This is a genomic window from Asticcacaulis aquaticus (assembly GCF_028550415.1).
Taxonomy (GTDB): Bacteria; Pseudomonadota; Alphaproteobacteria; order Caulobacterales; family Caulobacteraceae; genus Asticcacaulis; species Asticcacaulis aquaticus.
Map to the genome: position 1 here is coordinate 74,445 of NZ_JAQQKX010000010.1, position 21,028 is coordinate 95,472.

A 21,028-nucleotide genomic window follows, 5' to 3' on the forward strand; every position below is an offset into this window, starting at 1 on the left:
ATTCCCCGTTTATAATCTTTCCGTCTTCATAATATATATTATGTTTTTGGATCAATCTTTTTCGCAGGCCTAAACCCGCGTAATGCGCACGGCCATCCACTTGTTACCGGACAGCTTAATCGTCGGACGGGCCGGGTCGTGGAAATTATAGTTGTCCTTCTTGGCCATGGTAAAGACGCCCTCGACCGGGGTGACGGTCATGTTCCAGGTATCGAGCACGTCGACCCTGAACTGTTCACCGCCTTTCAGCCCGTTGCGCGGCAGGTCGACGGCCCATTCTGCGGGGGCCTGATCGCCGAAATAGCGCAGATAATAGCGGCCTTCCTTGCCGCCGACGTGGCGCTCCCACCACTTGTCGATCGGGTCGATGCCGGGAGCCGGGCCGTCCTCCATGACCTTTTTAAGGAAGGCGAGGCGCGGCGTTGCGGTGCCGAGCATCGTCCCGCCTTTACCCAGCCACGAGCCGTCGGCACCCGACTTGTCCGGTGTATAGGTCTCCGAATGGCCGACATAGGTCCCGGCGATATGGCCGTGCCAGAAGCGCATGACCATTTCCTGACCGCTCAGATTGCCCCAGCGCAGCGCGATGTCGCCTTCGTAGCAGACCTCATCGAAAATGACCGGTTTCTTCCACACGCTGCGATAGGTTTCCGCCGTGCGGTCATCGAGCACCGCCGTCCCGTTCTGCACCGAGGCATGGGTAATCCACGGCTTGTTGTTGTCGTACAGCACCTTGATATTGTGGATCGAGCGCAGGCGGTGGTGCGGATCTTCGGACTGCAGCAGTTCCAGAATGTGGTCCCAGTCGGCCATCGACTTGGTCTTGATGTCGTCGTATTCGTTCGCCGCCGACCACCAGACATTACGGAACGCCGACAGGCGCGCGATCAGGTAGCGCAGATAGCGTTCGTCGTGGACGCGGTTCTGATCCGAGAAGCCGCGCTTTTCGTCATAGGGATGGAAGATGATGATGTCGGCCTCGACCCCGATATCGAGCAGGCTTTTGACGCGCGATTCGAAGCGACGGAAATAGGCGGGGTTGAAGCGCGTACCGTCCCAGTCGCGGTCGCCTGTACCCGTTTGCACGAACGGATGGATCGGCTCGGCAGCGACGTTGGGGAAGACGCACATGCGCAGCTTGTTATAGGGCGAACCGGTCAGGGTTTTGATCGTCTGCGCGCAGCGTTCGTCCGATTGCTGGGCCCAGGCGTAGCAGGTGGTGCCGATCTGACGGAAGGGCGTGCCGTCGGCATAGGCGAAGTGATAGCCGTCGAGCGTCACCTTTACGGGCCCGTGATTGGTGTTCGACGGGGCGCTGGCTTCGGCCTGACCGGTCTGGCCGTCCAGCGCCGTGACGTTGCTTTTGGTCACCCAGCGCCAGGTGCCGGTCTTCGGCGGGCTGAACCGGATGCGGTAATCCCCGTCGCCGTCGTAGAAGCCCGGCACGCGCACGACCTCGGCACCGTCGGTGAAGTCGGCGCTCAGATCGACGTCGAGGAACGGGTTGCCGGTGTCAGGGCCTTTCAGGCTGATCTCGTACAGACCCCAGCGTTCCAGCGCAGGTGCGGCGGGTGTCGTCGTCTTTTTGGGCGCGGCAAAGGCGGCGGTCGCATAGAGCCCAACCGGCAGGGTGAAGGCGGCGCGTCGGGTAAAGGACATGGTCGTCTCCTCATATATGTTATGTTTTTTTCAGGCGCGGTGAGGCGCAGGGAAGGCGGGGATTAGCCCTTTTTCAGGCCGAAATTATCGAGTTGTCTGGCGTTGTTGCCATCGACCAGCACGCAGTCCATCAGCAGCTTCTCGACCTGACTGGTCTGGCCGCTTTTGATGTGTTTGTCGGCCAGTTCGACGGCATATTGCGCCTGACGGAAGGCCGGTTGCAGCACGGTCGCCGTCATCCGCCCGCGCAGGATGGCGTCGCGGGCGTCGTTGGAGCCGTCGAAACCGACCACCACCACGTCGGTGCGTCCGGCGGCCTCAAGCGCGGCCAGAGCCCCCAGCGCCATGGTGTCGTTACCGGCGATGACGCCCCTGATGTCAGGGTGCGCCTGAAGCAGGGACTGCATGACGGTAAAGCCTTCGGACTGCGACCAGTTGGCGCTCTGACGGGCGACCATTTTCATATCGGGATATTGATCCAGCACCTCGTGATAGCCCTTGGAGCGGATCAGGGCGTTGGTGTCGGATTCCTTGCCGACCAGTTCGACATAGGCGCCCTTGCCGCCCATCGCGGTGATGAAGCTTTCGGCCCCAAGCGTCGCGCCCTGATAGTTGTTCGACACGATCTGGGCGTGGGCCGCACCGCGGACATTGATCTCACGATCGATGAGGAAGACGGCGATCCCGGCATTGCGCGCCTTTTGCACGGCGGCGACCGAAGCGTCGGCCCCGGCATTGTCGAGAATAATGGCCGCCGCATTGCGGGCAATGGCCGTGTCGATCAGCTCGTTCTGCTTATAGGCGTCGTCGCCGTGCGAGAAGGTGAGCGTCTTGTACCCCAGTTCCTTGGCCCTTGCCTCCGCCGCGCGTGCTTCCCAGCCGAAGAAGGGATTGTCGAGCGACGGCGTGATGATGACCACCAGATTGTCGCGGCTCTTCGGCGCAAGGGCGAAAAAGGCGATGGCGGCGATCACCACAAGGGCGGGCAGCAGGAACTTCAGGTAGCGCGTCATGCAATAATAACCTCTATGCCCAGCCGCTCGAAGGCCTCGCGGTCTTCCGGGCGGATGCCGGTATCGGTGATCAGGGTGTGGATGGTGTCGAGCCCGCCCAGCGACGAGAACGAGGTGCGGCCGATCTTGGTCGAGTCGGCGACCAGATAGACGCGCGAGGCGGCCTTGATCATGGCGCGCTTGACGTACAGATCGGCCATGGACGGATAGGTCAGACCGGCCTCGAACGAGACGGCGGCGGTGGCCAGGAACAGCTTTTCGGCATAGATGCCGTTGAAATAGTCGGCGGACTTCTCACCGCTGAGCGAGAGCGTCGGTGGCTTGAAATGGCCGCCCGGCATGTGGACCGAACAGCTCGGCAAACCGCCCAGCGTCAGGGCGATGTTCAGCGCGTTGGTGATGACATTGAGGTTTTGCCGTTCGACCAGATGGTTGGCGACTTCGGTCGTCGTTGAGCCCGAATCGAGGATGATGGTCTCACCGTCGTGGACAAGCGCGGCGGCGGCCATGCCGATGCGACGCTTGGCATCCATATTGACCATGTGCTGAAGCGCCAGCGCCTTGACCTGCTGCGGTACGGATTTGAGGAAGGCCCCGCCGTGTTCGCGGACGATATGGCCTTCGCCCTCCAGCTTTTCGAGGTCCTGCCGCATGGTGGCTTCGGACACGCCGAAGGCTTCCGACAGGTCGCGCACCCGCGCGGAGCCCTCTTCCTGAAGCCACTCCATGATCTTTTTGCGGCGCGTATCGGCCAGCAGGTTCGTGCTGGCGATGCCGACCTTGTCCTTTATCTTGCGCGCGGTGTCGCTTTTTTTCATGAACGGGCCCCGGTAATGAATCGTTTCTGAATCTGATCCAGTACCACAGCGGCGACGATCACGCTGCCCTTAATAACCATCTGCCAGAACTCGGACACGCCCATCATGATCATGCCGTCGGACAGGACGCCGATGACGCAGGCGCCGATCAGCGTGCCGAGGATCGTGCCGCGTCCGCCTGACAGCGAGGCTCCGCCCAGAACGACGGCGGCGATGGCCGACAGTTCCAAAGTCTCGCCGGTCGCCGGGTGGGCCGAAACCAGTTGCGACGAGATGATCAGCCCGACCAAGGCCGCGCACAGGCCGGAGATGATATAGACGAGCGTCTTGACCTTATTCACGCGCACCCCGGCCAGAGTCGCGGCGCGCTCAGAGCCCCCGATGGCATAGACATATCGCCCGAACGCCGTGCGTCCGGCGACGCCCATGGCGACGGCGGCGATGACGATCATCAGCCAGATCGGCACGGGGACGCCCAATAACTGACCGGCACCAAGGAACGGAAAGCCGGTATTGCCGTGCGCCGCAGTGCCGACCAGATTGGGGAAGGTCGTGCCGTTCGACGACAAAAGCGCCGAGCCGCGCGCCACATAGAGCATCCCCAGCGTGGCGATGAAGGGTGCCACGCCGAAGCGCGTGATCAGCGCCCCGTTGATCAGGCCGACCAGCGCGCCGACGGCCAGGGTGATGGCGATGACCAGCGGGATCGACGGATAGATGACGATGCCCAAGGGCTCCAGCACGATGCCGTTGAGGATCAGCATCCCTGCCACCATCCCGGCCAGACCAGCGGTGGAGCCTACCGACAGGTCGATGCCGCCGGTCAGGATGACAAAGCTCATCCCTATGCCCAGAATCGCGATGATCGCGATGTGCTGAAGCATGATGGTGAAGCTGGCCACCGACAGGAAGTTCGGCGCGGCGAACGAAAAGAAGGCCAGCACGGCGATCAGCGCGATATAGGTGCGCAGTTGCAGGATCAGGCTGAGGACGCCGCCCTTGGTGTCGGATGGCGCGGGGGTGGTTTGGGTCGTGGCGCTCATCAGGCGGGGCTCATTTCAGATTCGGGAACGCCATTGGCGGCGGCGATCAGGGCGGCCTCCGTGGCTTCGGACGGCGACAAATCGGCAGTGATACGGCCGCGCGCCATGACCAGCACGCGATCGGCGCCGGTCTGGGCTTCGGCCATGTCGGAGGTGGTGAAGACGACGCTCATCCCGCCTTCGGCCAGGGTGCGCATCCGGGCGAAAATGTCGTGACGGGCACCGATATCGACGCCGCGACCGGGTTCGTCGATCAGCAGGACGCGCGGTCCCGGCATCAGGCAGCGCCCGATGACGACCTTTTGCTGGTTGCCGCCGGACAGGGCCCCGATGGACAGATCCGGCGACGCCGTCTTGACGCCCATCAGGCCGATCATGGCGGCGATGGCGCGTCCAGCGGCGGTTTCGGAAATCAGGCCCAGACGGCTGAACTTCACCAGGCTGGACAGGCCGAGATTGCCACCGACGCTGAGATTGGGAAACAGGCCCTCGGCCTTGCGGTCTTCGGGGACCAGACACAGGCCGCGCTCAACCCGTGCTGACACGTTCAGGCCCGCCAGATCCTTGCCATCGAGGCGGACCGTGCCGCGCGCCGGACAAGCACCGACCAGCGATTCCAGAAGCTCGCTGCGCCCCGCACCGAGCAGGCCGTAGATGCCGACGATTTCCCCGGCCTTGATGTCGAGATCGACGTGATCGAGGCTGTAGCCCCCATCGGGCCGCGTCAGCCTCAGGTCACGCACGCTCAGCACCGTCGCGGCGGTGGTGTCGCGCGAGGTCGCGACGGCGGCCTGACCGTCGTGGCCCAGCATATGGCGGACGATCCACGGCATAGAGACCTCGGCGACGGGGGCCGTGGCTTGCCAGCTACCGTCGCGCAGGATGGTGATGTGGTCGCCGATGCGCAGCAGTTCTTCGAGTCGGTGCGAGATATAGACGATACCCGTCCCGACGGATTTGAGGTCGCGGATGATGCGGAACAGGACCTCGACCTCGGTCGGGCTGAGCGCGCTGGTCGGCTCGTCGAGAATCAGGACGCGCGCCTTGTCCGATAAGGCGCGGGCGATTTCAACGATCTGCTGCTGACCGATGCGCAGGTCGCCGACGAGGGTGTCGGGGTCGATATCCTGCTCCAGCCGTTTCATCAGGGCCGCGGTCTCCGCGCGTTCGCTGCGGCGGTCGATCAGGCCTGCGTTTTGGCGGCCGAGGAAGATGTTTTCGCTGACGCTGAGGTTCGGGCACAGGTTCAGTTCCTGATGCACGATGCTGATGCCGTGGGCGGCGGCGTCCTTGACCGAACCGATGCGAACCGCTTTGCCGTCCAGCAACAGTCGGCCCGAGGTCGGGGTTTCGACCCCGGCCAGAATCTTCATCAGGGTCGACTTGCCCGCCCCGTTCTCGCCGATCAGGACATTGACCGCCCCGGCGTGAACGTCGAAATCGACGCCTTTCAGGGCTTCGGTCGCGCCGTAGCGTTTGACGATGGTCTCGGCCCGCAGCAGGGTCATGACACGACGTCCAGACGTACCGGCGTGACGCGGACGGCTGAGTCGGCGGTGTGCGCAAAGACGCCGGTAAAGCGAACCTTTTGTCCTACGCGCAAGGCCCCGATAGCGGCGGCATTGGCGCGCAACGCCTTTTCGTTCAACGACTTCGACACGTCGGCATAGACGAGCTGATTGGTGAAGTCGTTGAACGAGATGAAGGCCAGGCTGTCGCGCAAGGTAGTGCCCGACACATAGGGACCGGTGCGGATCAGTACATCGGTATTCCCGGCCCGCACCGTGGCCACGCCCGCCGGACCTGAGGCATCGACGGCGGTCACCGTCCCTTCGCCTTTGAGGGCATAGGTGAAGGGCGAGCCTTCGCCCGCCTGACGACCGAAGTTTTTCTCAGTCGTCGCCGCGTCGGTTTTGAGCGCAGCCAGAAGCGTGTCGACCGGCTGGGCGCGACCATCGATGGCGGGCACAACCTTCGCTGCCCACACCTGTTCGGCATAGGCCCTGGCGTCGAAGCTGTCGCTTTGCTGGGCGCGCGCCATGCGATCCTCTTCGATCGACACGACGGTACAGGCCTGCAGTCCAAACGACAGGCACATCATGACGGCCAGCGCCGACGCATGACAATATCCGCACCATCGGCGGGTCTTAGGAGTCTGTCGCATGTCCTGCCTGTTCTTACGTCCACACCACGTGTCGGGTGAAGTCATCTTATGTTTTTTGACAGGCTACATTTTTTGAAATTCTTGTCAATCACGACAAAAAGGAATAAATCGATAAAAAACGAAAGTGAACCTTATTGTCATCCGTCGCGGCTGGGGGTAGGGTGAGCGTCAAGAGGTGATCAACACCCCGTAGCGCGCACCCACAGATAAGGTGTCGCGGGAGGAATGGGTTATGCCGCTTCCGGGTTCGCCGGGCCAAGCGGCTTGTTTAAGGATTGAATATGTCTCTCACGGCTGCCGTGCGTGCGCCCGACCGGGATGCCCGCGTTGCCCATATTGCCGAACGTGCGAACTGGATTCGCCGCCGGTCCCTCAAAATGGTTTTCGACGCGCAGGCCGGTCACCCGGGCGGTGACCTGTCGGCGGCCGATATTCTGGCGACGCTCTATTTCGGCGTCATGCGCTATGACGCGAAAAACCCTGCCGATCCGGCGCGCGATCGCTTTATCCTGTCCAAGGGGCACATTACCGGTGCGTTTTATTCGGTGCTGGCGGCGGCAGGTTATTTCCCGGAAGACGAACTCAACACCTATCTCCAGCCCTTGTCGCGACTAAACGGCCACCCCAATCGCATGTACCTGCCCGGCGTCGAGACCAATACCGGCCCGCTGGGGCACGGGTTTCCGGTCGGGGTTGGCATCGCTATCGCCGGTCAGATCGACAAGGCCGATTACCGCACCTTTGTTCTGACCGGCGACGGCGAGCTTCAGGAAGGCAGCATGTGGGAAGCGGCCATGACCGCAGGCCACCGTAAGCTCAATCGCCTGACCGTGATCGTCGACCGCAACCGCCTGCAACAGGGCATGGGGACCGAGGAAACCGTGGCGCTGGAGCCGCTGGCCGACAAGTGGCGGGCGTTCGGTTTCGCGGTCGAAGAGGTCGATGGCCACGACGTGGCGGCGCTGCTGGCGGTGCTTGAAGCATCGCCGGAAACCCGCGATAAACCTTTGTGCGTGATCGCCCATACCCATAAGGGGCAGGGGGTGTCCTTCATGCAGGATAAGGCGTCCTGGCACCACGGCGTGCCGACGGCGGAACAGTTTGCTATGGCGATGAAAGAGCTGGAACTATGAGCGCGGCGACCCCTGTGGCGAGCAACATGTTCGATTGCCGCGACGCCTATGTGAAGGCCGTCGAAGAGTTGGCTGTCAACGACGCGCGCATCGTCACGGTGTGCAACGACAGCGTCGGCTCGTCCAAGCTGAATAAATTCCGCGACCGCTTCCCTGACCGTCTGGTCAATGTCGGCATCGCCGAGCAGAACATGATCGGCGTCAGCGCCGGTCTGGCCAATGGCGGCAAGATTCCGTTCGTGTCGGGGGCGTCGTGCTTCCTGACGGGGCGGGCGCTGGAGCAGATCAAGGCCGATATCGCCTATAGTCAGGCCAATGTGAAGCTCTGCGGCATGGCGCCGGGGGTCGGTTACGGCGATCTGGGGCCGACGCACCATTCGATCGAGGATCTGGCGTGGTTGCGGCCTTTGACGCATCTAACCATTCTCGTGCCGTCCGATCCGTGGGAAACCGCAGAAGCCATCAAGGCTGCCGCTGCGCTCGACGGGCCGGTCTTTATCCGCGTCAGCCGTACGCCGGTCCCGGCTCTCCCGCGCGAAAACGCAAAATTCGAAATCGGCAAGGCCGAAATCCTGCGTCAGGGCCATGACGCCGCGATCATCGCCAACGGCACCATGGTGCACCGGGCGCTGTCGGCGGCGGAGGCTCTGACCGACGAAGGGATCTCGGCGCGGGTCGTCAATCTGTCGTCGATATCGCCCCTCGATGAAGCCGCTATCGTCGAGGCCGGGAAAACCGGTGCCGTCGTCACGGTCGAAGAGCACGTTATCCGCGGAGGCTTAGGCGGCGCGGTCGCCGAGATACTGGCCACGCAACAGCCGTGCCCGATGCGCATTCTGGGCTTCCCCAACTTCGCCCCGACCGGTTCGGCGGAGTTTCTGTTCGAGCATTTCGGCCTCACCGCCGAGGGCATTGCGCAGAATGTGCGCGAGCTGCTGAACGCACGGCGGGCGGGATGAGCGCATCGCCGCTCATACTGGCCATCGATCAGGGGACGACCAATTCCAAGGCGTTCCTGATCGATCCGCAGGGCGGGATCGTCGCGAAGGCCTCGCGACCGATGACGGTGACGCACCCTCAGCCGGGCTGGGCCGAGCTCGATCCGTGCGGCATCTGGCAGACGGTGCGCGAGACGATAGACGAGGTCAGCGCGGGACGTGATGTCGCCGCCATCGCCATTTCCAATCAGCGCGAGTCGATCCTGCTATGGGACGCGGCGACGGGTGAACCGGTCGGGCCGTGTGTTATCTGGCAGTGTCGCCGCTCGTCCGATGCTTGCGCTCTGCTGCGCGAATACGGCCACGAGGCGATGATCGTCGAAAAAACCGGCCTTGGTATCGATCCGCTGTTTCCGGCTTTGAAACTGGCGTGGTTGCTCGATAACCTGCCCGACGCCCGGGTGAGGGCTGAACGCGGTGAGTTGCGCGCCGGGACGGTCGATAGCTGGCTGCTGTGGAACCTGACCGGCGGTAAGGTCCACGCGACCGACGCCTCGAACGCCTCACGCACGCAGTTGATGAATATCGACACCGGGCGCTGGGACGCCGATCTGGCCGAGCTGTTCCGGTTGCCGGTGTCGCTGTTGCCGGAGATCAAGGCGTCGGACGCCCTGTTTGGCCATACGGCGGACGGTGTGCCGATCCACGCCCTGATGGGTGATTCCCACGCGGCCCTGTTCGGGCACGGCATTTCAACCCCAGGCCGAATCAAGGCGACTCTGGGCACCGGCAGCTCACTGATGGCCGTGACCGGCGCGCGGGCGTATTCGACGCACGGCCTGTCGGGGACGGTGGCGTGGTCGCGCCACGGCGACGTCGTTCACGCGCTGGAAGGCAATATTTCCGTGTCGGGTCAGGCGGCGGCCTTTGCGACGCGGCTGCTTAATCTGGCCAACGAAGCGGCCCTGACCGAACTGGCGAAAACCTTGTCCGACAATGGCGGCGTGGTCTTTGTTCCGGCGCTGGCAGGGCTTGGCGCGCCTCACTGGAAGGACCGCGCGCGCGGTCAGATCACCGGCATGACCCTGGCCACCGAACCCGCCCACGTGGCGCGGGCGGCGCTGGAAGCCATCGCCCTGCAAATCCGCGATGTCTTCGTCGCCATGGAGGCCGATCTGGGCGCGGAGTTACCCGATATCTCCGTCGATGGCGGTGCCGCGGCCAGCGATGTCCTGATGCAGATCCTCGCCGATCTCCTCAACCGGCCCGTCCGCCGTCCGGCGGTGACCGAGGTCACGGCCTGCGGCGTGGCGCGCATGGCGGGCGAAGCGCTCGGCCTGTGGCAGGGCCGGGGAGACACCGAAGACACCGTTTTCACGCCGCGCCTCAATCAGGCCGCGCGCACGCAAATCTTGTCGCAATGGTACGCGGCCATAGAAAAAGCCAAACAGGAATAGGAAGTTACCCATGACCGGACAGCAAAAACCCGCTCAACGCTATGGCGCAGGCATCTGGCATTTCGCGACCTATGTCGACCGTTACGCCACCGATGGCTACGGCCCGCAGCGCAGCCTGCTGGAGATGATCGATCTGGCCGGTCAGGTCGGCGACCTGTCGGTGGTCGATATCAACTATCCCTTCCCCGGCGGCGGGGTGTCGTTCGAAGAGGTCGAGGCGGCGCTGAAGCGCAACAATCTCAGCGTTATCGGCATCACGCCGGAAATCTATACGCAGGTCTTTTCGAAGGGCTCGTTCACCAACCCCGATCCGGGCGTGCGTCGTCTGGCCAACGAAATGTGCAACGAAGCCGCCAAGGTTGTGCGTCGTTTCGGTGCTGATTACGTCAAGCTGTGGCCGGGTCAGGACGGCTGGGACTACCCGTTCCAGGTCGATTATCACGATCTGTGGAAGCTTTCGATGGACGGCGTCGGTGAACTGGCCAGCCAGAACCCCGACCTGAAATTCGTCATCGAATATAAGCCGCGCGAGCCGCGCAACCATATGAGCTATGATTCGGTGGCGCGGACCCTTCTGGGTATCGAGAAGATCGGCCTGCCCAATATCGGCATCCTGCTCGACTTCGGTCACGCGCTCTACGGCGGCGAGTCCCCGGCGGATTCGGCGCAACTTGCTATCGATTACGGTCGCCTGTTTGGCATGGACGTCAACGACAACTTGCGCGGCTGGGACGATGACATGATCGCCGGCTCGATCCACCCGATGGAGCTGATGGAATTCTTCTATGTCCTGCGCAAGAACAAGTGGAAAGGCGTCTGGCAGCTCGATCAGTTCCCGTTCCGCGACGACTGCGTGGGCGCGGCCAAGAGCGCGATTTCGTTCCTCAAACACATCGATCAGGCGCTGGACCGGCTCGACTGGGATGCCATGAAGGCCGCGCAATCGCGTCAGGATGCCGTCGCCGCGACCAATCTGGCCCGTGCGGCCTTGTTCAATTTCTAAGAGACTCTGATGCTTATTTTTGCCGATACCGCCGACACCCAGCTTCTGGCCGAACTCAATGAAACCGGCCTGATCGACGGGGTGACGACCAACCCGACCATCATCGCCAAATCGGGGCGCAACATGGCCGAGGTGATCAGGGAAATCTGCGATATCGTCGATGGCCCGATCTCCGCCGAAGTCGCCGCCACCGAGTTCCGTCAGATGGTTGCCGAGGGTGAAAAACTGGCTCAGATCGCCGACAATGTCGTGATCAAGGTGCCGCTGACGGTCGATGGCCTGAAGGCCACCAAGGTCTTTTCCGAACAGGGCCTGATGACCAATGTCACCCTGTGCTTCTCGGTGACGCAGGCGCTTCTGGCGGCCAAGGCCGGGGCGACCTTCGTGTCACCGTTCGTCGGTCGTCTGGACGACCGTGGCGAGGACGGCATGCAGCTGATCCGCGACATCCGTCAGGTGTTCAACAACTACGACTTCGAAACGGCCATTCTGGCGGCTTCGCTTCGTAACACCACCCACGTCGCTCAGGCCGCTATCGCGGGTTCGGACTGCGCCACTCTGCCGCCTGCGGTTATTCAGGCCATGTTCCAGCACGACCTGACCGACAAGGGCTTAGAGACCTTCCTCGCCGACTGGGCGAAGACCGGTCAGTCTATCCTCTAGCTGAATAACAAATATAAACGACAGGAAACGCTCATGACGAAACGGACCTTAACCGGGTGGCTATGTGCCGGACTGATGCTGACGACCCTGCCCGGCGTGCCGGTGGCCGCTACGCCTGAGGCGACGGCGCAGGCGCCGGAAGCGCGAGACAAAATCCGCCTGTTTGTCCTGACCGATATCGGCGGCGATCCCGACGACCTTCAGTCGATGGTCCGCCTGATGACCTATGCCAATCAGTTCGACATCGAAGGTCTGGTCGCCACCAAAAACAGCGCCGGGGTGTTTCCGGAGCAGATCGATCACGTCATCGAAGCCTATGGCAAGGTGCGCGATAATCTGGAGCGTCACGAAAAGGGTTTTCCGACCGAGCAGGCCCTGCGCGCCACCATCGCGTCAGGTCCCAATTTCGACGGCATCGAAACGATCGGCAAGGGTAAGGACTCCGCTGGTTCCGAGCTTCTGATCAAGGCGGTCGATCGCGACGATCCGCGCCCGGTCTGGGTCACGGTCTGGGGCGGCCCCAGCGTCCTTGCGCAGGCCCTGTGGAAGGTCAAGGCGACGCGGTCAAAGGCCGAGGTGGCGAAATTCGTGTCGAAACTTCGTGTCTATGCGATTTCGGATCAGGACGATGCCGGACCGTGGATCAGGCGCGAGTTTCCGGGTCTGTTTTACATCGTCAATCCCGGCGGCAATTTCCATATGTCGACCTGGATCGGCATCGGCGGCGATATGTTCCACGGCCGCTTCGGCGGGGCCGACTGGTCGCTGGTGACCAATGAGTGGCTGGACAAAAATATCCGCACCAAGGGACCGCTGGGCGCGGTCTATCCCGCGTGGAAGTTTCAGATGGAAGGCGATACGCCGTCCTTCCTCTATCTGGTCGACAATGGCCTGAGCGCGCCGGAGCACCCCAACTGGGGTGGCTGGGGCGGTCGCTACGAACTCTATACCCCGCCGACGCAGAAATGGTTCTTCGAACCGGAAACCCGGCCGATCTGGACGACCGCGATGGACGAGGTGCTGGGGCTGGACAACGAATGGCACACGACCATGCACGCGACCGTCTGGCGCTGGCGCGAGGCCTATCAGAACGATTTTGCCGCGCGGATGGACTGGACGACCAAGCCCTATGACAAGGCCAACCATCCGCCGGTCGTGAAGCTCGACATGCCGGCCTATATCAAGGCGAAACCGGGTGAGCGCGTGGATCTGAGTGCCGTCGGCACGACCGATCCGGATGGTGATGCGGTGTCCTACAACTGGTTCGTCTATGAGGAAGCCGGGACGCGCGGCATGATGAACTCTTTCACCGGGGTCAAGTTGCCAGTGCAGAACTTCGATCAACAAAAGGCGTGGCTGACGGTCAAGAAGGACCGCGTCAACAAGCCGGGGACCGGGACAATTCATGTCATTGTGGCCGTCACCGACCACGGCACGCCGCGCCTGACACGCTATAAGCGGGTCATCATCGACGTGCAGCCAGAACCCAAGCCCTAGCGGCCAGACCCCGGGTGTGTTAGGGTGTGTACATCTGCACACACCCGGAGCCGATCATGCCCAGCACCACCATGACCATCCGTGTCAGCACCGACGTCAAGGCGCGCCTTGAGCGTCTGGCCGAAAGCACACAGCGCAGCCAATCGTGGCTGGCGGGTGAAGCGGTGAGCGCCTATGTCGAGCGTGAACTGGCGATCGTCGAGGGCATCAGGCAAGGCATGGAGGATGCTTGCGCGGGCCGCACCGTCAGTCATGAAGAGGCAATGGCCGAGTTACAGGCTATTATCGACGCGGCACAATCGGGTCGAGCGTAAGTCTTGCCGACGGTTCGCTGGTCGCGGGGTGCGCTTGATGATGTTAAGGCGCAAATCACCTATATATCCGCCGATAACCCTCTGGCCGCGCAAAAGGTAATCGACCGATTGAATACGGCTGCTGACGCACTGGGTCGTCGGCTAACCGGCCGTCCCGGACGGGTCACAGGCAGCTACGAGACGTCGGTGACTGGTGTGCCCTATATCCTCTGTTATGAGGTATGGCCGGATGACACGGTCTATATTCTCCGGGTCATCCACACCGCTCGCGACTGGCCGGAAGGTGCGTTTCCTAAACCGTAAACCGGTAACTGCCTGACCCGACCTCGAAGCGCACCTTGCCACCCTCGCGGCGGAGGCTGCGGATATCGGCGTGGCCGGTCAGAGCCTTGCCGCCTTCGCGCCAGACGCCGTCGGGCAGGATGACCTCGGCCACGGCATTGGGCGGCACGGTCAGGTCGTAGGTTTTCAGGCCCGCCGCGTTGCCGGTGACAGCTCCGGCCATCGTCCCCAGACACGAGTCGTAGCGGGCCGTGACCTTGCCGACGTTGGGCAGGTAGATCGGCTCGACCGTCATTCTGCGGAAGCCGGGTGCTGCGGGTGCCAGACCGGCCAGCCGCCGGTACATGAAGCCGCACACAGCGCCATAGGCGTAGTGATTATAGCTGTTCATGGCCAGATCGCCGGTGTCGCCGTCCCAGCGCTCCCACATGGTCGTCGCGCCCTTGAGCGGCATATAGCCCCAGGAGGGTTTCTCGCGCTGCTTGAGCAGGCCCGACACTTCTTCGAGATGGCCGGTGTCGGCCAGCACGTCGAGCAGGTACGGCGTGCCAAGGAAACCGGTCGACAGCTTCATGCCGCGACCTCGGATTTCCTTGGCCAGTATCTCACCGGCGGCGGCGCGGCGTTCGGCGGGGACAAGGTTGAAATAGAGGGCGAGGATCTGCGAGGTCTGGCTGCCGTTACCCGCCTTGCCATCGGTGCCGACGAACTCTTTTGCGAAAGCTGTGCCGATTTTGGCGCGCACGTCGCGGTATTTCGCAGCCTCGGCCTCGCGCCCCGTGGCGGCGGCCATCTGCGTCATAAGATCGGCGCAGTAGGCCCAGTAGCCGGTCGCGCACAGGATGCGCGGGGTGGTCTCGTCGTCCGGCTTGACCGCATCGACCGACAGCCAGTCGCCGAGGTCGAGGCCGCGTTCCTTGCGCCAGACATAGTCGGGATTGTACTTATAGAGGTAATCCATCCATTTGGTCATGGCGACCCAGTTCTCATTGATCACCGATGTGTCGCCATAGCGCCGCCACAGGGTCCACGGCAGGATGACGCCCGCTTCCGACCAGCCCGCTGTTGTGACTTCCGGGAAGGATTCCGGCTGCGGGCAGACGATAGGGAAGGCCCCTTCGTCGGTCTGCGACGCCCGCACCTCATCGAGATAGCGGCGGATGAACGGGTCGCACTCCATATTGAAGGTGGCGGCGTCGAGGAAGACCTGAATATCGCCCATCCAGCCCATGCGCTCGTCGCGCTGCGGGCAGTCGGTCGGCACCATGAAGAAGTTCGAGCGCTGGCTCCACACCGAATTTTGCCAGAATTTCTGGATGATCGGATCGTCGAAGGTCATCTTGCCGGTTTCGCGGCAGTAAGACGTCACGACGATACCCTCGATATCGGCGGGCGTCGGCACGCCGGGGAAGTTTTCGACCTGCACGTAGCGGAAGCCGTGATAGGTGAAGCTCGGCTCAAAGGTTTCATCACCCGCATCGCCGCGCAGAGTATAGATATCGCGGCACTTGGCCATCCGCAGATTGGCTTGATCGACCTCGCCGTCGGCCTTGAGATATTCGGCAAATTTCAGCGTTACCGTGTGGCCGGACTTACCCTTGACGTTCAGGCGCGCCCATCCGGCGAAGTTTTGCCCGAAATCGACGACATAGATCCCGGGCTTCGGCTGGGTGATGGTGCCGCGGCGTTTGGCGACGGGGACGAGGGCCGGGCCGGTCTGGGCGACGATTTTGGTGTTGGGGGCCTGACCCAGTCGCACGGTGGGCCAGCGCGCGGCGTTAAAGCCGGTCTTGTCCCAGCCGTCGGTCTTCAGGCGCGCGTCAAAGACCTCACCGTCATAGATTTCCGAGGTGACGATCGGCGATTGCCCGATGCGCCAGCTATCGTCGGTGACGACCCATTCCGATGTGCCGTCGGCATAGTCGAGACGCAGTTGCGCCATCAGGCGACGCGGCGCGGGGCCGAAGCCGTAACGCTCCAGTCGCCACCCAAAGGCGGAAGCGTAGAAGCCGTCGCCCATCACCACGCCGAAAGCATTGTCTCCGGCGCGGATCAGCCTGGTGACATCGTAGGTCTGGTAATAGATATGGTCTTTGGTTACCGAGATTTCCGGTGCCATCTTCGCCGCCGACACCGGCTGACCGTTCAGGCGCGCCTCATAGGCCCCCAGCGCCGTGGCGTAGAGGCGGGCATTGACCACCTTCTTAGTGAGCGTAAAGGCCTTGCGCAGCAGCATGGCCGGTTCGGCGGGGCGTGGATCGTTCTGGGCGTCTGCGCCTGATTTCTGCGCCCTGACCCAGCCGGAGGCGTCGAAATCGGCCTTCGTCCAGGCTTCGGGCGGCAGGGGCCGCACCTTCCAGTTCGTATCGCTGACCAGACGTTTGATCGTACCGTCGGACAGGCGCAAACGGATCAGGGCGGCAAAGGCCCCGCCATCGACCGGGAAGAAACCGGTCGTTTCGGCCTGCACCAGCACACAGACGCTATTTTTGCCGGGTTTCAGCTTCGCCGGGACCGGCACCAGCGTCCCCCAGTTCGGCACCAGTTGGTCGGGTGTGGGTAAGGTCTCGCCATTGGCCCATACACCCCTGATCCAGTCCTTGCCCGCGATCAGGACTTCGGACGAGGCAAGATTGGCAGGCACGTCGAAGTCGAGACGAAAGGCATGCAGGCGGTTGTCGAGCGCCTTTTCCGACCAGATCCATTGCAGGCCCGCCTTGCGGTCGCCCTCAGCCAAAGCGTCTTCGGCGACGATCCATTGCGCTTTCCAGTCGCCGGGCGCCAGCAGGCCTGTCTCGAACCACGCCGGTGCCGAGGCCGCCTTGCGGCCTTTGGTATCGCGCACCTCGACCGTCCACCAGACGCGCTGCATGGCGTTGAGCGGCTTGCCTTTGTAGGGGATGTCGAAACAGGCGTCCGAGACGATATCGCCCGAATCCCACAGGTCCGCCGTGCCCGGTTTCGACCCGGCACGGATACGGTATGCGGCCTGCAGGATCCCGCGCCCCGTCCCGGTCAGCCGCCACGACAGGCGCGGTTCGCGCACCTGCGTCCCCAGAAGGTTTTCGGTCTGTTCGGCGCGCAGGTCAGTGACGCCGAAGGCTGTTTTCGATTGGCTAAAAGCGGGCGAGGCGGCAGCAGCGAGACCGCTGGCGGCCAGAAAGTGACGGCGGTTCAGCCGGGGCATAGCGTGTTTCCTTCCTGAATCCTGCGGCCTTATCTGGCCTTTCTATTGACCTATGGGTGCCACAACCGACGCGTCACCGGAAGCGTTAATTTTCGCTTTCTAACGTTTTCTTTCGCTTTATAGGCTTAACCGCAAAACATAAGGCATGTCGCTGTCCAATGGTGGCAGATCGATCTCAAGCCCCTTGTCGGTCTGACGCCATGCCACCGCCTTGCCGGTTTCGACCAGCTCGATCGAGGTGGGCGCTCGGTTCAGATATGGGGTATCTTTGTACAGGGTGCGGATAAAGACCTTGCCATCGGCGGGACGGACGAAGCCCATCGCGTAGAGCTTGCCCTTATTGGTGGTGAAGCGGATGTCCTGTGCCGTCCACACCTTGTTCGGGGTTTCTTTTTTCTCGCCGGTCACGGTGACGGTCGGGCCTTCGCCGAAATATGTCCACGGACGGCTGCCGTAGATCGCCTCGCCATTGACGGTCAGCCATACCCCCATGCCGAGCAGCACGGTCTTCGCCTCTTCAGGGAGGGTGCCGTCGGCCTTCGGCCCGACATTGAGCAGCAGGTTGCCGTTTTTCGCCACCACGTCGATCAGATCGCCGATCAGGGATTTCGCCGTGCGATAGCTGTCGCCGTCGACATAGCCCCAGCTTTTGATCGAGACCGAGGTGTCGGTCTGCCATGGCTCAAGGCGGAGAGCGTCGAGCTTGCCGCGTTCGATGTCGAACAGGGCCGAGCCTTCGATGAACTGCTCGCCCTTATAGGCGATGGTCGGCGCATAGCCTTTCGCCCTGCCGTCGCTATAGTAATAGGCGGCGAATTTTCGCATATTGGGTTCGAAGGCCGGGGCGGCGCTCCACCAGTCGAGATAGACCATTTCGGGCCTGTATTTATCGACCAGCTCGGTCGTCCGCGCCAGCCAGTCGTCGAGGAACTCTTTATTCGGTGGAAACCAGTTTTCGAGGTGGTTGCCGTCCGGCCAGCCCTTCGCGTCGTCGCCGTTCAGCCGCATGGGGGCCGCCGGACCATAGAGCCCGGCATATTTCGGGTCGTTGACGTCGGAGTCGTATTTGCGCCCGTCATTGAACCACCACCAGTGTTCGGCGCGGTGCGACGACAGGCCGAAATGCATGCCTTTGGCGCGGGCGGCGGTGGCCAGCTCGCCGGTCGTGTCGCGCTTTGGCCCCATGGTGGTGGCTTTCCATTCGGTCATCGCCGAATCGTACATAGCGAAGCCGTCGCAGTGTTCGGCCACCGGGATGACGTAGCGCGCCCCGGCCCGCTGGAAGAGGTCGATCCAGGCATTGGCGTCGAACTTTTCAGCGGTGAACATCGGGATGAAGTCCTTGTAACCGAACTGGTTTTGCGGTCCCCATGTTTCCACGTGATGCCGAAAGGCTGAATTGCCCTGCGCGTACATGTTGCGCGTGTACCATTCGTTGGCGAAGGCCGGAACGGAATAGGGCCCCCAGTGGATGAAGATGCCGAACTTGGCGTCGCGGAACCAGTCGGGCGTCTCATAGGCTTTCAGCGCTGCCCAGTCAGGCTTGTACGCGCCGCGTTTCAGACGCTGATCGACTTTTTTGAGCTGGGCTTCGACCGGTCCAGCCTTGTAATCCATCGGATACTGGCCGTCGGCGGTCCGGCCCTGCGCATCGGCGATCGGGTGCGGTTGCGCGTGAGCGGTGGCGGCGAACAGGGTGCCGGTCAGGAGCAGGGTTTTCAAAACGTGCATGGTGGGCTCAACTTTGGGCAAGAACGGCGACGCCCAGCGGCGGCAGAGTGACGGCGGTGGTTGCGCCGCCGTTCAATGCATCGGTCATGACGTCGGGCAGGGTGACTTGGCGCGGTTCGCGGCTGTGGTTGACGAGGATGTGCACCCGGCGCTTGCCCGCGCGGCGCGTCATCAGTTCGACCTTGTCCGGCACGGCGAATGACCGCGTCACGCCGGATTCGGTCAGCGCGGCGTCGATCAGGCGGTTCGTGGTCGCGGCATCGAACAACGCACCGAAATAGGTGATCCGGCCTTGGCCCACCATGCGCGTCACGACGGCGGCCTTGCCGTCCAGCCAGCCATTGGCCTTGCCGTAGCGGAGGCGCACTTCGGTGTCGGCGGCTTTCGGCGTCAGGTCTTCGGCCCAGATGGTCGCCGTGCCGCCCTCGACCGCAATCGTCTCATCGAGGGTGTAATACTGCTCGACCTGCGCCCCCAGAAGCCCGGCCAGCGGTCCCGGCTGACGCACCACATGCAGGCGGTTGAATTCGTCCTTCAGGCCCGAACGCGGGCCGAGGATCAGGTGCCCGCCATTGCGCACATAGGCCGTCAGATGTTGGGCATCGGCCTCGGAAATGACGTTCAGACTGGGCGCGACGACCAGCTTATAGCGGTCCAGCGGGGCGCGGACCTCGGACATGTCGACCGCGCCCAGCACCGCTTTCAGGGGACGGTAATAGCCCAGAAGCACCTCGATCTGGTCGTAGTCCTTATGGTGCATCTGGTAGTCGATGGCCCAGCGGCTGTCGTAGGATTGCAGGATCGCCACCTCCGACACCGGCACCGTCCCCGCCAGCGCCTTCGAGGTCTTGGCGAATTCCGAACCGATCTGTTTGATCTCGTCATAAATCGGCAGGGGCTTGCCGTCCGGCCCGATGATCGAGCCGTGCAGGGTCTCCTGACCGTTGAGGGCGTTGCGCCACTGCCAGTAGAGAACGGCGTCAGCACCGTGGCCGACCGCTTGCCAGGCCAGCGCCCGCGTCTCGCCCGGATAGAGCATGTTCGACACGCCTGCCCAATTGACGTAGCCCGGCTGGGTTTCCATGACCCAGAAGTTTTTCCGCTTCCAGCCGCGCACGAGGTCGTGCGTCGCCCCCATCCGGTCGGGCTTGAGGTGGCCCGAGCCGACATATTCGTCCCACGACGCGAAGTCGAGGTCGCGGTTGATGGCGAAGCGGTCGAATTTGTTGGCCCAGCCGAGGCCCCCCAGATTGGTGGTGATGAACTGCGACGGCGCAATCAGTTTGCGCAGGGCGTCGACCTGCACCTTCTGGAAATCGACCCACGTCGCGGTGATGAAGCGTTTGGCATCGAGCAGCAGGCCGGGGTTCTGCTGGCCCGAGGTTTTCAGCGGCACCTGATCCCAGCTTGAATAGGTCTGCGACCAGTAGGCCGTCGTCCATACTTCGTTCAGCCGCTCAAGCGTGCCGTATTTGGCTTTCAGCCACGCCGCCCATTGTTGCTTGGCGTCGTCGCCGTAGCTTTCGTCGGTATATTCGTTGCCGATCTGCCAGCCGATGATGTTCGGGTCTTTGCCCAGTGCCTCGGCCATCTTCGTCACGATGGTGCGGCAGAAGTCGCGGTAGCGCGGGCTGGAGATCGAAAACTGGCGGCGGCCCCCGTGGCCGATCGCACGTCCACTTTCGTCAATGCGCAGGATGTCGGGGTATTTTTGACTCATCCACGCCGGCGGCGTGTCGGTGGGGGTGCCGATGACGGTCTTCAGGCCGTATGTCGCCGCCAGCCTTACCGCGCGGACCATCCACGACATGTCGTACTGGCCCTCGGTGGGCTCCATGCGCGACCAGGCGAATTCGGCGATACGCACGACATTGGCGCCGTGGTCCTGCATCAGTTTGAGGTCCTGTGCCCACTGGTCTTCGGGCCACTGTTCCGGATACCAGGCCGAGCCCAGCCACAGGCGCTCAGACTGAACCTCAGGGGCAGCGAACGCGACACCGGACGCGCTCAAACCTGCGGCGGCCAAGGTGCTGCCGATAAAAAGACGACGTGTCGTCACGGGTCGTTTCCCTGTGTGATTGGTAAGTCATATTATGATTTTCTTGCAATCTGACGGATGGAAGGGT

At 62.7% G+C, this 21,028-nt stretch carries 17 protein-coding genes; 8 read left to right on the forward strand and 9 right to left on the reverse strand.

Annotated elements, in window-relative coordinates:
• Window positions 1–69: 69 nt before the first annotated feature.
• The 6 genes from PQU92_RS12765 to PQU92_RS12790 form a co-directional block, all read right to left on the reverse strand.
• The gene (locus PQU92_RS12765) at window positions 70–1,659 is read right to left on the reverse strand and encodes a DUF5060 domain-containing protein (protein ID WP_272748607.1); all 1,590 of its coding nucleotides are present in this window, start codon (window positions 1,657–1,659) and stop codon (window positions 70–72) included.
• Window positions 1,660–1,721: 62 nt separating this feature from the next.
• A complete protein-coding gene (locus PQU92_RS12770; protein ID WP_272748608.1) occupies window positions 1,722–2,672 on the reverse strand; it encodes a D-ribose ABC transporter substrate-binding protein in 951 nt (316 codons plus the stop codon).
• Window positions 2,669–3,490, reverse strand: coding sequence for a DeoR/GlpR family DNA-binding transcription regulator (locus PQU92_RS12775; protein ID WP_272748609.1), 822 nt, complete (start codon window positions 3,488–3,490; stop codon window positions 2,669–2,671). The genes PQU92_RS12770 and PQU92_RS12775 overlap by 4 nt, the downstream gene beginning before the upstream one ends.
• Complete coding sequence (locus tag PQU92_RS12780; RefSeq protein ID WP_272748610.1) at window positions 3,487–4,533, reverse strand: ABC transporter permease; 1,047 nt, start codon at window positions 4,531–4,533, stop codon at window positions 3,487–3,489. The genes PQU92_RS12775 and PQU92_RS12780 overlap by 4 nt, the downstream gene beginning before the upstream one ends.
• Window positions 4,533–6,041 carry a sugar ABC transporter ATP-binding protein gene (locus tag PQU92_RS12785; protein ID WP_272748611.1) on the reverse strand — a complete coding sequence of 503 codons (1,509 nt, stop codon included), beginning with the start codon at window positions 6,039–6,041 and terminating at the stop codon, window positions 4,533–4,535. The genes PQU92_RS12780 and PQU92_RS12785 overlap by 1 nt, the downstream gene beginning before the upstream one ends.
• Window positions 6,038–6,697, reverse strand: a complete 660-nt coding sequence (locus tag PQU92_RS12790) for a DUF2291 family protein (protein WP_272748612.1) — start codon at window positions 6,695–6,697, stop codon at window positions 6,038–6,040. Before PQU92_RS12790 ends, PQU92_RS12785 begins: the two co-directional genes overlap by 4 nt.
• Window positions 6,698–6,978: 281 nt before the next feature.
• On the opposite strand from PQU92_RS12790, the gene PQU92_RS12795 reads away from it, so the two are divergent.
• The 8 genes from PQU92_RS12795 to PQU92_RS12830 are packed head-to-tail and all read left to right on the forward strand — an operon-like array spanning window position 6,979 to window position 14,005.
• A complete protein-coding gene (locus PQU92_RS12795; RefSeq protein ID WP_272748613.1) occupies window positions 6,979–7,830 on the forward strand; it encodes a transketolase in 852 nt (283 codons plus the stop codon).
• Entirely contained in the window at window positions 7,827–8,789 is a 963-nt protein-coding gene (locus PQU92_RS12800; protein WP_272748614.1) for a transketolase family protein, read from the forward strand. Before PQU92_RS12795 ends, PQU92_RS12800 begins: the two co-directional genes overlap by 4 nt.
• On the forward strand, window positions 8,786–10,225 hold the full coding sequence (locus PQU92_RS12805) for an FGGY family carbohydrate kinase (RefSeq protein ID WP_272748615.1): 1,440 nt from the start codon (window positions 8,786–8,788) through the stop codon (window positions 10,223–10,225). The genes PQU92_RS12800 and PQU92_RS12805 overlap by 4 nt, the downstream gene beginning before the upstream one ends.
• Window positions 10,226–10,235: 10 nt before the next feature.
• Window positions 10,236–11,228 (forward strand): sugar phosphate isomerase/epimerase family protein, encoded by a 993-nt coding sequence (locus PQU92_RS12810; RefSeq protein WP_272748616.1) that lies wholly within the window; start codon window positions 10,236–10,238, stop codon window positions 11,226–11,228.
• A gap of 9 nt (window positions 11,229–11,237) precedes the next feature.
• Window positions 11,238–11,891 (forward strand): fructose-6-phosphate aldolase, encoded by a 654-nt coding sequence (fsa, locus tag PQU92_RS12815; RefSeq protein WP_272747397.1) that lies wholly within the window; start codon window positions 11,238–11,240, stop codon window positions 11,889–11,891.
• 33 nt (window positions 11,892–11,924) lie between these two features.
• Complete coding sequence (locus tag PQU92_RS12820) at window positions 11,925–13,388, forward strand: DUF1593 domain-containing protein (protein WP_272748617.1); 1,464 nt, start codon at window positions 11,925–11,927, stop codon at window positions 13,386–13,388.
• A 56-nt stretch (window positions 13,389–13,444) separates the two neighbouring features.
• Window positions 13,445–13,702, forward strand: coding sequence for a CopG family ribbon-helix-helix protein (locus PQU92_RS12825; protein ID WP_272748618.1), 258 nt, complete (start codon window positions 13,445–13,447; stop codon window positions 13,700–13,702).
• 3 nt (window positions 13,703–13,705) lie between these two features.
• Window positions 13,706–14,005: a type II toxin-antitoxin system RelE/ParE family toxin gene (locus PQU92_RS12830; RefSeq protein ID WP_272748619.1), complete on the forward strand. Its 300-nt coding sequence runs from the start codon at window positions 13,706–13,708 to the stop codon at window positions 14,003–14,005.
• Here the strand turns inward: PQU92_RS12830 and PQU92_RS12835 are convergent.
• The 3 genes from PQU92_RS12835 to PQU92_RS12845 form a co-directional block, all read right to left on the reverse strand.
• Window positions 13,995–17,171 (reverse strand): alpha-L-rhamnosidase, encoded by a 3,177-nt coding sequence (locus tag PQU92_RS12835; protein WP_272748620.1) that lies wholly within the window; start codon window positions 17,169–17,171, stop codon window positions 13,995–13,997. The two genes, PQU92_RS12830 and PQU92_RS12835, sit on opposite strands and share 11 nt — an antisense overlap.
• A 117-nt stretch (window positions 17,172–17,288) precedes the next feature.
• Window positions 17,289–18,902 (reverse strand): alpha-L-fucosidase, encoded by a 1,614-nt coding sequence (locus PQU92_RS12840; RefSeq protein ID WP_272748621.1) that lies wholly within the window; start codon window positions 18,900–18,902, stop codon window positions 17,289–17,291.
• 7 nt (window positions 18,903–18,909) lie between these two features.
• Window positions 18,910–20,961, reverse strand: coding sequence for a beta-galactosidase (locus PQU92_RS12845; RefSeq protein ID WP_272748622.1), 2,052 nt, complete (start codon window positions 20,959–20,961; stop codon window positions 18,910–18,912).
• Window positions 20,962–21,028: the final 67 nt, after the last annotated feature.

Bases quoted from the DNA above. Each gene is read 5' to 3' on its own strand.
- PQU92_RS12775 (WP_272748609.1), bottom strand. From the start codon at position 3,490: ATGAAAAAAAGCGACACCGCGCGCAAGATAAAGGACAAGGTCGGCATC.
- PQU92_RS12825 (WP_272748618.1), top strand. From the start codon at position 13,445: ATGCCCAGCACCACCATGACCATCCGTGTCAGCACCGACGTCAAGGCG.
- PQU92_RS12780 (WP_272748610.1), bottom strand. From the start codon at position 4,533: ATGAGCGCCACGACCCAAACCACCCCCGCGCCATCCGACACCAAGGGC.
- PQU92_RS12795 (WP_272748613.1), top strand. From the start codon at position 6,979: ATGTCTCTCACGGCTGCCGTGCGTGCGCCCGACCGGGATGCCCGCGTT.
- PQU92_RS12790 (WP_272748612.1), bottom strand. From the start codon at position 6,697: ATGCGACAGACTCCTAAGACCCGCCGATGGTGCGGATATTGTCATGCG.
- PQU92_RS12785 (WP_272748611.1), bottom strand. From the start codon at position 6,041: ATGACCCTGCTGCGGGCCGAGACCATCGTCAAACGCTACGGCGCGACC.
- PQU92_RS12805 (WP_272748615.1), top strand. From the start codon at position 8,786: ATGAGCGCATCGCCGCTCATACTGGCCATCGATCAGGGGACGACCAAT.
- PQU92_RS12840 (WP_272748621.1), bottom strand. From the start codon at position 18,902: ATGCACGTTTTGAAAACCCTGCTCCTGACCGGCACCCTGTTCGCCGCC.
- PQU92_RS12835 (WP_272748620.1), bottom strand. From the start codon at position 17,171: ATGCCCCGGCTGAACCGCCGTCACTTTCTGGCCGCCAGCGGTCTCGCT.
- fsa (WP_272747397.1), top strand. From the start codon at position 11,238: ATGCTTATTTTTGCCGATACCGCCGACACCCAGCTTCTGGCCGAACTC.
- PQU92_RS12770 (WP_272748608.1), bottom strand. From the start codon at position 2,672: ATGACGCGCTACCTGAAGTTCCTGCTGCCCGCCCTTGTGGTGATCGCC.
- PQU92_RS12800 (WP_272748614.1), top strand. From the start codon at position 7,827: ATGAGCGCGGCGACCCCTGTGGCGAGCAACATGTTCGATTGCCGCGAC.
- PQU92_RS12765 (WP_272748607.1), bottom strand. From the start codon at position 1,659: ATGTCCTTTACCCGACGCGCCGCCTTCACCCTGCCGGTTGGGCTCTAT.
- PQU92_RS12820 (WP_272748617.1), top strand. From the start codon at position 11,925: ATGACGAAACGGACCTTAACCGGGTGGCTATGTGCCGGACTGATGCTG.
- PQU92_RS12810 (WP_272748616.1), top strand. From the start codon at position 10,236: ATGACCGGACAGCAAAAACCCGCTCAACGCTATGGCGCAGGCATCTGG.